The organism is Spirochaetia bacterium, assembly GCA_022482625.1.
Taxonomy (GTDB): Bacteria; Spirochaetota; Spirochaetia; order Sphaerochaetales; family Sphaerochaetaceae; genus Pleomorphochaeta.
Genome location: JAKVOU010000001.1, coordinates 3,105,571 through 3,118,286 on the forward strand (window position 1 = coordinate 3,105,571; position 12,716 = coordinate 3,118,286).

The following is a 12,716-nucleotide window of genomic DNA, read 5'->3' on the forward strand; positions in this document are numbered from 1 at the left end:
GGAGGTTGTACATGCAGAAACAGGAAAAAAACGGCATTTCCCGATTGTTGCAGTTTGCGGGGCACCAGGCTCCGTTGGTACTTGTTTCGATGGTATTTTCTGCCGTCAGTGCCTTGCTGAATCTAGTCCCGTTCGTATGTGTTTATCTTGTCGTGGAACAAGTTCTGCAGTCCTTTTCCACCGGCGTTCTTGATACAGCATTGCTTCAGACCTATGGTATCTATGCAGTCGTTGCGGCAGGAAGCGGTTTCTTGATGTATGGATTTGGCTTACTTTTTTCTCATTATGCTGCTTTTTGTACGGCAAGAAATATGAGAAGTCAAGTCATGCACCATATCGTCTGTTTGCCTATGGGTTTCTATACTGGTACTACCAGTGGACGGTTGCGTAAGATCATTGATGAGAATACCCAGCAGACAGAGACGTTTTTGGCTCATCAGATACCTGATAGCATAGGAGCTTTCATTACTCCTGTTGCCTTGATGGTTCTGCTTCTGTTTTTTGACTGGAGACTTGGTATCGCAAGTCTGATTCCTTTGTTGTTCGGCTTTGTAATCTTTGCAAGGATGATGAAAATTGAATCCAATACGTTTCTCCGGAAATACCAGGATTCCCTTGAGGACATGAACCGTGAGGCTGTTGAGTATGTGCGCGGTATCTCCGTGGTCAAGGTCTTCGGCCAGACTGTCCGTTCTTTCAAAAGTTTTCATAAGGCAATCATGGATTATAAGGATTATGTCATTGCCTATACATTGTCTTGGCAGAAACCCATGACGTATTTCAATGTTGCCGTAAATGCGACTTTTTATCTGTTGATTCCTTGCGGGATAATTTTTGCAAGGAACGGTGCAGACTTGCAGGCCGTCCTTAGCTTGATTTTCTATCTTATCCTTACACCTGCCTGTGCAGGTTTCTTGATGAAGGTCATGTATATGTCATCATATAAGATGATGACTGCTGAAGCCATCGCCAGGATTGATGAGTTGCTTGCCGAACGGCCATTGCCTGAGCCCAAGGCACCAATCAACCCGCAAGGAGCCTCCGTGGTCTTTGACCACGTCAGTTTTTCTTATCCTGGAACTGGAAAGAAAGTTTTGTCTGATGTGTCATTTTCTGTTCAGGAGGGTTGCACCCTGGCTTTGGTTGGGCCTTCAGGAGGCGGCAAGACTACCATTGCTTCTCTTATTCCCCGGTTCTGGGATGTCGATGCCGGTAGTGTTCTTGTCGGAGGCGTAGATATCAAGCAAGTTGCCAGTGAGACTTTGATGCAGCAACTTTCCTTTGTTTTTCAGGATTCAGGACTAATCAAGGGATCGGTTGCAGACAACATCCGACTTTCCCGTCCGAATGCTAATCTACAGGAAGTCATTGCTGCTGCCCATGCTGCACAATGTGATGAACTTATCATGAGGTTGCATGACGGTCTTGATACTGTAATCGGTGAAAAAGGAATATATCTTTCCGGTGGAGAGCAGCAGCGGGTAATCCTTGCACGTGCCATACTCAAGAATGCCCCGATTATCATCCTTGATGAGGCAACGGCCTTTGCCGATCCTGAGAACGAGTACCTGATTCAAAAAGCCTTTGAGAAGCTTACAAAGGGAAAAACTGTCATCATGATTGCCCATCGCCTTACTACGGTACGTCATGCGGACGAGATCCTTGTGGTCGACGACGGAAAAATCTGTGAACATGGATCCCATGACCAACTGGTTGCGGCGGCAGGACGGTATGCCTCGATGTGGCAGTCATACAAGAAGGCTGCTGACTGGAATCTCAAGGAAGAGATACATGTGGACAGGAGGAATGCGTGATGCTTCAGAAACAATTTGCACTCAGTGATGCGGGAATCCGATCCTTGCATCAGGGAATTGTATGGAACACGCTGTCAAATTTGGCATTGATGTTTCCTGCAGGGCTTTCAATCGGAGTCATTCAGATGCTCCTGGCACCATATCTCGGTATTGCCATGCCAAAGTTAAGTCTGGCCTTGGTTCTCTTGGTAGAGACAGCCATTCTGTTTTTGCTTTATTTCTTTAATTACAAAGAATACGGAGCTACCTATGTGGCAGCTTATGAGGAAAGTGCAACACGGCGGATTACACTTGCCGAGAAACTACGAAAACTACCCCTTTCGTTTTTCGGGAACCGAGATTTGAGTGACTTGACTACTACGATGATGGGAGATTGCACAGCTTTGGAGCACACTTTTTCCCATGCTGTACCCCAGCTTTTTGGCGCTGTGGTTTCAATCATTGTCGTTGCTATATTACTCTTTCTCTTTGATTGGCGCATGAGTCTGGCGCTGTTTGTCCCGCTTCCTGTTTCACTGTCTGTCGTCATCGGCAGCAAACGTCTTCAGGATCATTTCGGAAACAAAAAAATCAAAGCCGGACTTGCGGCTGCAGACGGTATCCAAGAGTGTCTTGAACGTATAAAGGACCTGAAATCCTGCGGCAGGGAAGAAGCCTATCTTGACGGTCTTGATACAAAGTTCAATGCAACGGTTCATGCATCCCTTATTGCCGAGACCGTAGGAGGTCTGTTGGTTGCTTCTGCAACCATCATCCTCAAGTTTGGTTTTGCGCTTGTCATCCTGACTGGAGCAACCTTGTTCGGCAATGGTTCCGTTGACTTCATGACTTATTTGATTTTCTTGATAGTTGCAGCAAGGATCTATGATCCTTTGGTGACGGTCATGATGCAGATTGCCGAATTGTTCTCTGCACAGCTGCAGATCCGGCGCACTAAAGAACTTGAAGAACATCCAGTCCAGAAAGGCCGTGATACCTGTAGCCCGAAGGGATATGATATCGTGTTCAATCATGTTACTTTTGCCTATAATCATGAGAGAGTCTTGGATGATGTATCCTTTGTAGCCCGACAGGGTGAAGTGACCGCATTGATCGGTCCCTCAGGCAGCGGAAAGAGCACGGCTGCAAAGCTTGCTGCCCGTTTCTGGGATCCTTTGTCAGGGGAGATTGCTCTCGGTGGTGAAAAGGTGACACAAATAGAACCTGAAGCGCTGCTCAGGCATTTCTCTATCGTTTTCCAGGATGTCGTCCTGTTCAACGGTACAATCATGGAAAATATCAGGATCGGTAGACGGGATGCCAGTGATAAGGAAGTGCGGCGTGCTGCAGCACTGGCAGAGTGTGGGTTCATTGAGCGGTTTTTGAGTAGATACGATACGGTCATAGGAGAAAACGGAGCAACTTTGTCAGGAGGAGAACGCCAGCGCATTTCAATTGCCCGTGCCCTTCTGAAGGATGCTCCTGTTATTTTGCTTGATGAAGCGACGGCTTCCCTTGATGTAGAAAATGAAACGCAGATTCAAAAAGCGCTTTCGACCCTGATCAAAAACAAGACGGTCCTGGTGATTGCCCATAGGCTGCGGACTGTCGAGGATGTTGATCATATTGTAGTCCTGGAACATGGTGAAGTCGTGGAAGACGGTACACCGTCCGCTCTCCGGAACCACAAAGGACTGTATGCACGTTTGCTGTCTTTGCAGCAACGTGCAGAAGCTTGGACTTTGTAATCCAATCACTTCTTTTCCTTGATTTTTGTTTCGGCCATGGTTTTTCGACACCGTGGCCGATTTTCTTGAACTTGTCAGAGAGATTCTTATAACGGTATATAATATGGTGTTACCTTGCTGCTGATTGTATACGATGCGATATGACCATTGGCTAAACAAAGAATTCGGAAGACCATGTGTTGTCTGTCAAAAGAAGAAGGGGAAAAGCATCCTTGTTTCCTTGCAATAGGAAACGTAGGCATTGCCGAACTGGTTTTTCATGGTTTTTTCCTCGAATGCGATACAATGCCCATAAGCCAGGATGACCAAGCCGATCACGACCAGAAGGCCGAGTAGGCTTCCGATGTCCATACATGCTATGCCTATCCAAGAAAGAACGGCTTTGAGCGATGAATCCTTGACCAGCAGCAAGGGAAATATTCCAGGTATGAAAAAGAGAAGGAAACAGCTGATGGCATTTGTAGTTATGACAGTATAAATTGATTTGTCATCGACATTAGTTGATTTTTTTCAATTATGCTTTGTTGTTGTCTTTATAAGCAATTCTGCGGCAAGCCAAATGACAAAACTTATATTGAAGTACAGTGCTTGGGCTGTGCCAGCAAACCATTGTGGACCAAGTAAGTACATGATTTTATTTTCCTTATGTCGATAGTATGCTTATTCTCTGGCAACGGATTAGAAATGATAATCTGTGAATATGACATTTGATACAAAGTTGATAAAAAAAGAAGCTAGCTAGTGCTTCCTGTTTGTTTTTTGTCTGATTCTCCAGAGATAACCAGCAGTCCTTATCGGACTATTCTATAAGTTTGGGCCCAGTAGGACTTGAACCTACGACCCACGGATTATGAGTCCGATGCTCTAACCAACTGAGCTATGGGCCCGGCAGGAGGGATTTTCACCTATCTCCGACCATTGTTTGTTGCTCGCGCAACGCCCGTATTTGTATCTTATTTCAGCAAAAGTGTCAACTGGCTTCAGTAATGATTGCCATAGTTGTTGTATCAGGTATAAATGTCGGGATGTACTCTGTAGCTTGGCATGGAATATTATCTTGTATTCTTAGACATACGCTGACCTACAGGCAGCTGATACATATAGGAAAAGTTTGAGTATTTACTGCAACGATATGCTTTCGATAAATCAATAAGAAATGTTCATTTTCTTTGAATTCTGAAGAGCTGATCAAAAATATTCTTCCTTTACAGGGTGTTCTATGCTACTATTACACATATATTGCTGTTTATGTTTTCTTGATTCTGTAGAAATAGGACCGAATGTGGTCCAGGAGAATACCCATGAAGAAAGTCATTCCGATGTTGCTGGTTGCAATGTTTTGTACAATCATTCCCGTATCTGCATCCGACGTACATTTTGTATTTGGAAGCGGTTCTTTATGGTATCTCAATGCAGGAGGAGGTTACAAAGGCTTTACTGCAATAAAAGGCAATACGACGGATTTTCAAGCATTGCTTGGCTTGGGGTATATTTCCAGGGATCTCTGGCAGAATAGCTCAGGGGGAGGACTTGCCGATTCCAGTATTGAAAATGAATATCTTAGAGCTGATCTGACACTGAAGGCCAAGCAGGGATTCTTCAATGATGATTTGACCTGCTATGCAGGGGCAACCAGTGAATTTGATTATCATCTTTCCGGCCTCCAGCCTGATTCTTCCGTCTATCCAGATCTGAATGACACCACGCAGCTTGCCCAGACCCTTTTTGCGGGAGCCCTGTACGACCGTATGGATGACAAAGGTTTCGTGCAGAACGGGTACAGCATCGAATTGAAAGGCAGTGCAGGTCCCAGTTTGCTTAATGAAGCATCATCTTTTGTAAGTTTCCATGCGGAAGCCAGAGGTGCAAAGACACTGTTTTATATTCCTACGACAAGAGGAAAGGAGAATCTTTTTTCGATAGTTCTTGTTGACCGAGCCATGCTTGACTATACCAAGGGTGACAAGGTTCCGCTTTCTTTCCAGAAGCATATTTCATTGGGGTCCAACGTGCGAGGATATGCATCCTATTCCTACAATACAGAATTCACTGCAGTGAACAATTTTGATATCAGATTCAGTACCTATGAATTTGATTCCTTGCCTTTTTCTTTGCTTGCTTTTCCCCGGGTCGTCATTTTCTTTGATGTCGGATATGCGGGCGGCAATTACCTGAACAGTGATGTGTCCTGTACTGACAATATACTTGCTTCGACAGGTATCCAGATGACAGTTTCCGTCAATGATTTCATCGATCTTGGTTATCAGATGGCTTATCTGCTTGTCGATGCAGATTATGCAGGTGGGAGTGACACCCATCTCACAGGAGAATTTCTGCTGAGGCTTGCATTCTGAATACCAACGGAAAAGAAGATTTTTCTTTTGGAAGCGGATGACTTTCCTGTCGGTTGAAACGTAGATACAACTTGTATATAATCAGCAGCTATGAGTGAAAAGAAAATTGCATCTGTACACTGGGCAGATATCTACGCTGATAAGATTATCCGTGAAAAGGGTGAGAAGGATTGTTATACCTGTGCGAGCGGCATTACGCCTTCAGGTACCGTACATATCGGAAATTTCAGAGAAATTATTTCAGTTGAACTGGTTGCCAGAGCTTTGCATGACAAGGGGAAGAAGGTAAGGTTCATCTATAGCTGGGATGACTATGATGTATTTAGAAAGGTCCCCAAGGATATGCCGGAACAGGAATTGCTCCAGAGCTATCTGAGAAAGCCGATAACTTTTGTCCCTGATACGCTCGGCAGGGCTGAAAACTATGCCAGGGGAAATGAACTGGATGTAGAAAAAATACTGCCGGAAGTCGGTGTCAAGCCTGAGTTCCTTTATCAGGCAGAACGATATAGAAGCAGCCTCTATGCTGATGGCATACGGAAGGCCCTGTCACACAGGGAAGAAATCCGCACGATACTGAATGAGTTCAGGACCACCCCGTTACCTGATGACTGGTGGCCGATTTCCATTTTTTCATCTTTTACAGGCAAAGATACGACTACTGTACTTGGCTGGGATGGAGAATGGAAGGTTACCTACCGTGATGATGAGACAAATCAGGAAGAAACGATTGACCTTCGGACTACACCCAATACAAAACTTCCTTGGAGAGTTGATTGGCCGATGCGATGGGCTCGTGAGGATGTTGATTTTGAACCTGCAGGAAAGGACCATCATAGTGAAGGTGGTTCCTTCGATACCAGCAGAAGGGTAGTCGAACTTTTCGGTGGAAAAGCTCCGGTTTCATTCCAATATGATTTCATCTCAGTGAAGGGTAGGGGTGGCAAGATGTCATCCTCAAAGGGTGGCGTGATCAGCCTCTACGATGTGCTTGAAATCTATACACCTGAAATATGCAGATACCTGTTCGTCGGTACGCGGCCCAATGCGGAATTTGCCATTTCCTTTGACCTTGACGTACTCAAGATCTATGAGGACTATGACAACTGTGAACGGATATATTTCGGTCTGACCAAAGTCAATGACAAAAAGAAAGCAAAGAATGACAGGATCTTTGAACTAAGCCAGGTCCATGATATTCCTACTGAACCTTCCTATCAGATTCCTTTCAGACATCTGTGCAACCTGTTGCAGATACATGAAGGTAATATCGATTCAGTATTTGCTTCACTTCCAGATCTGAAGGATTGCCAGGTTGAGAGACTTCGCAGGAAATGTTCCTGTGCCTGGAATTGGATTACTACTTTTGCACCGGAAGATTTCCGTTTCTCCCTTGCTGCGGCTGACAGCCAGCCTGTAGATGTGTCTGATGCAGAACGTGTTGCCATCAGATCTTTGGCGGCAACGGTGGACAAGATGGATGCTTATGCCAATGACAAGGAGTTTACCCAGGCGATATATGACTGTGCCACTGACAACGGTCTCGAACCAGCTACGTTCTTCAGAATTGTATATCTTGCCTTGATACACAAGGAAAGGGGCCCTAAGCTTGCTTCGTTTATCCAGACCTGCGGTAAAGAGAAAATCCTGCCGATACTTGCAAGATATTAAATTCTTTTGCTTGATGGAAATGAAAGGGAAGAGGTCCTCGGTATCTCTTCCTTTTTTGCCTTTTTGCTATTTTGTAAGTATCTTGTAGATATTCTGAAATAATTATGACGGAGTTTAGCGATGAAAGTACTTATGATCAATGGCAGCCCTCGTGAACATGGTTGTACCTATACAGCACTCGATGAGATTGCCAAGACTTTGAAAGATGAGGGATTGGAAAGTGAGATACTGTATGTGGGAAACGTTCAGAAAGCACAGGACAGACAATTTGTTGCACAGGTAGCCCAGAAACTGAGGGAAGCTGATGGCTTCGTAGTCGGAAGTCCTGTCTACTATGCGGCACCTTCCCAAATTACCGTAACGTTGCTGGTGAATCTTTTCGGTATATTGAAAAGTGAAGATATAAGGCTGAAACCTGCGGCAGGTGTTGCTTCTGCAAGAAGAGCCGGGACTACATCGACCATTGACCAGATCAACAAATTTTTCCTCTATGGGCAGATGCCTGTCGTCTCTTCACAATATTGGCCCATGGTGCATGGCAACAGTCCTGCCGATGTGCTGAAGGATGAAGAAGGATTGCAGATCATGCGGACCCTTGCAAGAAACATGGCTTGGATGATCAAGAGTTTCAGCAAGGCTGCACTTCCGAAGCCTAAGACAGAGACCATCATGAGGACAAACTTCATCCGTTAGTTGATGAGTTTGTCCAAAAGGAAGGAATTCTTTCGCCACTTGGGCTGGGCCTTGACCCTGAGATCCAGATTCAGTTGCTTTCCTGGAAATATCTTTTTTATGGCATTGAAGGAATGTACTCTGATTTTCTTGATGGTTGAGCCGCCCTTGCCCACGATGATTCCCTTTTGGCTTTCTCTTTCTACGATGATGAAGGCCCGGACCCAGACCTCTTCCTGCTGTGGATTGTACTCCAGGTCGGCAATATCCACATAGACAGCATGTGGTAATTCCTGCGTGACCATGGCAATGGTCTTGCCTCGGATGATTTCACTGATCCTGAATTCAAGAGGTCTGTCAGTGTAGGAATCCTCGGGATAAGCCAATTCTCCTTCAGGAGCCAGGGCAAAGAGCTCGATGAGCAGATCATCAATGCCTTTGTCTTCCTTTGCACTGATGATGTGGATCTTGGCTTGTCGGATATGAGTTTCAAGGAAAGCTTTCGCTGCATCGATTTGTGAGGGAAGAAGTAAGTCTGACTTGTTTATGCAACATACGATGGGTGCCTTGGCGCTGCTGACAATTGATGCGATGGTTTCTTCTTCCTTTCCTGCCGGTCTGGTGGCATCGAGCATGTAGATAATTATGTCGGTTTCCTCAAGGGAAGCTCTTGCAACTTCCTGAAGCTTGAGGTTGAGTTTCTGTTCATTGAGGTGATAACCAGGGGTATCAGTGAAAATCAATTGGCCCCGTTGGTCGGTATAAATGCCACGGATGGCATTGCGTGTCGTCTGAGGTGTGCTTGCCGTAATAGATACAGGCATTTCCGTGATAGTATTGACAAGTGTGCTTTTGCCACTGGAAGGCCTGCCGATGATGGCTACTGTGCCACATTTCATGATTATGCTCCCGGGAGAAAAAGGGAATTCTTCTTCTGTGTAATCTGATATGCATGGTAGTCTATCCTATGAGGAAATGCAATGATTTTACTGGTGGGTTGTGAAAAAGTTAAGGGGAACATCAGGGTGCTGGGTTTTCATTCAAACTATTATCAGATACAGTAAGTCAGTGGCCATGGGCCCTATTCAGGAGAAAAATATGCAGTTGAACGACGAAGAGGAAAAAAAAGAAGAAAAGAAGGAACAGGATCCTGCAACCAATGAGAAACTGCTGAAGACAAGGCAGATACTGCTCAGTGGTGAAATAAACAAGGAAAGTGCCGAAGGTATCATCAAGCAGTTGCTGGTCATGGAGGCTGATGACCCTGACAAGGAAATTACAATATTCATAAATAGCCCGGGAGGGGATGTCGATGCCGGCTATGCAATCTACGATATGGTCCGGTTCATTTCATGTCCCGTTACTATGGTCGGTGCGGGGTTGGTTGCCTCTGCTGCTTCTTTGATTTTTCTTGCAGTCCCGAAGGAAAAGAGGATCGGCTTGCCGAATTCAACCTATCTTATCCATCAGCCGATGAGCGGGATGAAGGGTGTTGCTTCTGACATCGAGATTTATTCCAAGCAGATAGAAAAGCTGAGGGTCAAGCTTGATGCCGTTATCGCAGAAGCGACGGGCAAAAGCTTGGAAGAAGTAAGCGGAGATACGGAACGGGACCATTGGTTATTCAGCGAAGATGCCAAGACCTATGGATTGGTTGACCGAATTGTTTCGTCCAGATCCGATATCTAGGAAAACTCTCTGTTGCTTCAAGGGTCTCTGTTCCGCTGTGAGCGGTACGGAGGCCTTTTTGTTTGTGTGCTCAACTGAAAAGGGACCCTTTTCCGTTACATATAACGGGAGGGGACCATGTTGGTATGCATGTTGCTGTCGATATTTCTGTTGTGTTCCTGCAGTCTGCCTGCTGAAAAACCTTGCAGTTGTTTTTCCATTATGAGCTGGAACGTCCAGAACCTGATGGATGCCAAGTTGGATGGCAGTGAATATGATGAATACAAACCTGGGAACGGTTGGGATGAGGTTGCATATCGACGGCGGCTGAAACTTGCTGCAGATATCATTGATGATGTTGATGCAGACCTTGTTCTCTTGCAGGAAGTTGAGAATTCCCAAGTGTTGGCAGATCTGTCGGAGAAATATCTTTCCCGGTATGGTTATAAATGGTATGGGACAATAAAGAAAAAAGGGAATGCAATTGCCCTTGGTTTCTTGTCCAAGGAGAAGCCGGCCGATCTTCTTGTCCATGGGGTATCTGGTGCCCGTTCCGTATTGGAAATTGACTTTTCCTTTGCGGATGACAAGCTGGTGGTACTGACGTGTCATGGAAAAAGCCGTCTGGGAGATGCAAGGGAAAGTGCACGGCTTAGGTTGGAACTGTCAAAGACACTTTCTGCACAGCTTGCACTGCATGAAAATGACCTTGTACTTTGTGCGGGGGACTTCAATGGAAATGTCGGGGATGACAGTCAGATAGGTCAACCCCCTATCGTTGATGTTGCCAGCGCGGAATATCACCGCTTTGTCGATAAAGGTTCTCTATGTGTGTCGGGAGATAGAAACTACCTCGTCGGAAAGACACTTTACAGTCCTGAATTGGATGATGGAATAAAACTTACAAAACCTGGTACATACTACTACAGTGGAGAAGGATGGCAGTATTTTGACCATATCTATACTTCTGCTGCCGGATTTGATGGCAATGGGATGGAGTTTGAAGCTTTTGATATCTATGCTCCGGAAAAGCTTTGTAAGGTCGAAGGTGTCCCTTATGCGTGGGACAGAAGCGGGCTTGCCGGAATAAGCGATCACTTTCCAGTTGTCCTGCAACTGAAGAAATAAAGGAGAGAGCTGCAAGACAGCGTCTCTCCCCTTGGTTGCTATTCAATATCATCCTGTCCTGGCGCTTCAGCTGCCGGAGTCTTTGATCTCTTGGGAAACCGAAGTTCGTAGAATATCTGTTCTAGTGAAAGGCTTAGGTTGATGTTGTGTACGACTGACAAGTTGCCATCAGGCATTTCTACAGGCTTGAGTGTGACGGGACTGAAATTCAGTATCCCCGTTACACCTGCAGTCAAAAGCCGCTGATACGTATCTGCAGCCGCAATTTCTGGTACCGTGATGATACCTACACGGACATTCATGGCTTCAACTACTTCATCAAGTCTTGAAAGGGGATAAATAGGAGTCGGTTGAGAAGCATCACTGTAGACCTGTGGATCATTATCAAAACCGGCAACGACTTTGATGCCGTCAGGTTCGAATCCGTTATAGTGCATCAGCGCCAGGCCGATTCTTCCACAACCGATAATGATTGTATTCTGAGGATCTCCCTTCCCTAACAAATCGGAAAGAGACTGCAGGAGATCGGTGATTTCGTAACCACCTCTTTTCTGTCCGTGGATTGACAACTGCGAAAAGTCCTTTCGCACGACAGCTGGAGAAACTCCGGCAGCATCGGCAAGATTGTGTGCGAAGACTTTTTCGAGACCTATTGATCTAAGTCTGTTGAGTGCCCTGTAATAGCGAGTAATTCTTATTAACTGGTCATTGTTCATTATTTTTTCCTTGTTATGTGTCATATGTTATAATAAACTATATAATAAGTCAATAAAATGATGGTTATCGAAGAAAAATAGAAAAAAAATGGAGAATGAATGTATTAACAACAGAAATCTTCATCATTTTGTCTCTAAGTATTTTTACAACGATACTTTAGATTGTCGATAATGACTAGATTTGTATAATGATAATATTGTACTGCTTGTTCAATATTTTAAAATTATGATAAAAAAAGTAAAAATTTTTATCAATAAAATAACTTAGGAAACAAGTATAAAAATTATTATTTTATATTTATGTGATTTGATTCATATTAAACTGTATATAATCCAATATTATGAATATTTTATTACGTTGATAAGATATAAAAGGGAATAATTCTTTCAGTCTTATGTACAAATATTTTAATCAATGGTACAATTGGTGCCACTAACGAAAGCTTGTTTTTACTGTGGTTCGGTAAGGACAATTGGAGGGTACATGTCTGAGAAAACAGAAAAGTTCTCGCCTGAGTTGATGGCGTTCATCGACGAATGGCGGAACAAACCGGGTAATCTCATCATGATTCTGCATAAGGTACAAGGTGAATTTGGCTATGTCTCTCGTGAATCAGCGGAAGAAGTATCCAAATTGATTGATGTCCCTTTGGCAAAAATCTGGGGAGTTTTGACGTTTTATCATTTCTTCAAGCTTACGAAGCCTGGGAAAATCAACATTCAGGTCTGTCTTGGTACTGCCTGCTATCTCAAGGGTAGTGAGGGTATCATTGAGGAAATTCACAACCAGCTCGGCCTTGATGTCGGAAAAGTGACCGAGGATGGTAAGTTTTCCTTGGAGGCTGTCCGTTGCATAGGTTGCTGTGGTTTGGCTCCTGTAATGACTGTGGCCGGTGAGGTCTATGGCAAGCTGACGAAAAGTCAGATACCTGCTATCTTGCAGAAGTATTGAAGAAGGAAACATAG

General features: G+C 44.6%; 11 protein-coding genes and 1 tRNA gene. 8 read left to right on the forward strand and 4 right to left on the reverse strand.

Going from position 1 to position 12,716, the window contains the following annotated elements; translation table 11 throughout:
- Positions 1-11 precede the first annotated feature (11 nt).
- Positions 12-1,814: an ABC transporter ATP-binding protein/permease gene (locus LKE40_14100; protein ID MCH3918562.1), complete on the forward strand. Its 1,803-nt coding sequence runs from the start codon at positions 12-14 to the stop codon at positions 1,812-1,814.
- Positions 1,814-3,541 (forward strand): ABC transporter ATP-binding protein/permease, encoded by a 1,728-nt coding sequence (locus tag LKE40_14105; protein ID MCH3918563.1) that lies wholly within the window; start codon positions 1,814-1,816, stop codon positions 3,539-3,541. Before LKE40_14100 ends, LKE40_14105 begins: the two co-directional genes overlap by 1 nt.
- 186 nt (positions 3,542-3,727) lie before the next feature.
- Here the strand turns inward: LKE40_14105 and LKE40_14110 are convergent, their stop codons facing one another.
- Together LKE40_14110 and LKE40_14115 are read right to left on the reverse strand one after the other, a co-directional pair.
- A complete protein-coding gene (locus LKE40_14110) occupies positions 3,728-3,892 on the reverse strand; it encodes a hypothetical protein (GenBank protein ID MCH3918564.1) in 165 nt (54 codons plus the stop codon).
- Positions 3,893-4,354: 462 nt separating this feature from the next.
- Positions 4,355-4,428 (reverse strand) — tRNA-Ile (locus LKE40_14115).
- A 414-nt stretch (positions 4,429-4,842) separates the two neighbouring features.
- On the opposite strand from LKE40_14115, the gene LKE40_14120 reads away from it, so the two are divergent.
- The 3 genes from LKE40_14120 to LKE40_14130 all read left to right on the forward strand — a co-directional run bounded on the left by LKE40_14120 (position 4,843) and on the right by LKE40_14130 (position 8,259).
- On the forward strand, positions 4,843-5,895 hold the full coding sequence (locus LKE40_14120; GenBank protein ID MCH3918565.1) for a hypothetical protein: 1,053 nt from the start codon (positions 4,843-4,845) through the stop codon (positions 5,893-5,895).
- Positions 5,896-5,985: 90 nt separating this feature from the next.
- Positions 5,986-7,566: a lysine--tRNA ligase gene (lysS, locus tag LKE40_14125; GenBank protein ID MCH3918566.1), complete on the forward strand. Its 1,581-nt coding sequence runs from the start codon at positions 5,986-5,988 to the stop codon at positions 7,564-7,566.
- Between the two features lie 120 nt (positions 7,567-7,686).
- Positions 7,687-8,259 carry a flavodoxin family protein gene (locus LKE40_14130; GenBank protein MCH3918567.1) on the forward strand — a complete coding sequence of 191 codons (573 nt, stop codon included), beginning with the start codon at positions 7,687-7,689 and terminating at the stop codon, positions 8,257-8,259.
- On the opposite strand, the gene era is transcribed toward LKE40_14130, so the two are convergent.
- Positions 8,256-9,137 (reverse strand): GTPase Era, encoded by an 882-nt coding sequence (gene era / locus LKE40_14135; GenBank protein MCH3918568.1) that lies wholly within the window; start codon positions 9,135-9,137, stop codon positions 8,256-8,258. The two genes, LKE40_14130 and era, sit on opposite strands and share 4 nt — an antisense overlap.
- 199 nt (positions 9,138-9,336) lie before the next feature.
- On the opposite strand from era, the gene LKE40_14140 reads away from it, so the two are divergent.
- Both LKE40_14140 and LKE40_14145 read left to right on the forward strand, forming a co-directional pair.
- Positions 9,337-9,927 carry an ATP-dependent Clp protease proteolytic subunit gene (locus LKE40_14140; protein MCH3918569.1) on the forward strand — a complete coding sequence of 197 codons (591 nt, stop codon included), beginning with the start codon at positions 9,337-9,339 and terminating at the stop codon, positions 9,925-9,927.
- A 201-nt stretch (positions 9,928-10,128) separates the two neighbouring features.
- Complete coding sequence (locus LKE40_14145) at positions 10,129-11,034, forward strand: endonuclease/exonuclease/phosphatase family protein (GenBank protein ID MCH3918570.1); 906 nt, start codon at positions 10,129-10,131, stop codon at positions 11,032-11,034.
- A gap of 38 nt (positions 11,035-11,072) precedes the next feature.
- Here the strand turns inward: LKE40_14145 and LKE40_14150 are convergent, their stop codons facing one another.
- The gene (locus LKE40_14150; GenBank protein MCH3918571.1) at positions 11,073-11,750 is read right to left on the reverse strand and encodes a redox-sensing transcriptional repressor Rex; all 678 of its coding nucleotides are present in this window, start codon (positions 11,748-11,750) and stop codon (positions 11,073-11,075) included.
- Between the two features lie 484 nt (positions 11,751-12,234).
- On the opposite strand from LKE40_14150, the gene LKE40_14155 reads away from it, so the two are divergent.
- A complete protein-coding gene (locus LKE40_14155) occupies positions 12,235-12,702 on the forward strand; it encodes an NAD(P)H-dependent oxidoreductase subunit E (GenBank protein ID MCH3918572.1) in 468 nt (155 codons plus the stop codon).
- Positions 12,703-12,716: the final 14 nt, after the last annotated feature.

Coding starts and splice junctions, on each gene's coding strand:
- LKE40_14100 (MCH3918562.1), top strand. CDS start 12: ATGCAGAAACAGGAAAAAAACGGCATTTCCCGATTGTTGCAGTTTGCG.
- LKE40_14145 (MCH3918570.1), top strand. CDS start 10,129: ATGAGCTGGAACGTCCAGAACCTGATGGATGCCAAGTTGGATGGCAGT.
- LKE40_14130 (MCH3918567.1), top strand. CDS start 7,687: ATGAAAGTACTTATGATCAATGGCAGCCCTCGTGAACATGGTTGTACC.
- LKE40_14110 (MCH3918564.1), bottom strand. CDS start 3,892: ATGGACATCGGAAGCCTACTCGGCCTTCTGGTCGTGATCGGCTTGGTC.
- LKE40_14120 (MCH3918565.1), top strand. CDS start 4,843: ATGAAGAAAGTCATTCCGATGTTGCTGGTTGCAATGTTTTGTACAATC.
- LKE40_14140 (MCH3918569.1), top strand. CDS start 9,337: ATGCAGTTGAACGACGAAGAGGAAAAAAAAGAAGAAAAGAAGGAACAG.
- LKE40_14155 (MCH3918572.1), top strand. CDS start 12,235: ATGTCTGAGAAAACAGAAAAGTTCTCGCCTGAGTTGATGGCGTTCATC.
- LKE40_14150 (MCH3918571.1), bottom strand. CDS start 11,750: ATGAACAATGACCAGTTAATAAGAATTACTCGCTATTACAGGGCACTC.
- lysS (MCH3918566.1), top strand. CDS start 5,986: ATGAGTGAAAAGAAAATTGCATCTGTACACTGGGCAGATATCTACGCT.
- LKE40_14105 (MCH3918563.1), top strand. CDS start 1,814: ATGCTTCAGAAACAATTTGCACTCAGTGATGCGGGAATCCGATCCTTG.
- era (MCH3918568.1), bottom strand. CDS start 9,137: ATGAAATGTGGCACAGTAGCCATCATCGGCAGGCCTTCCAGTGGCAAA.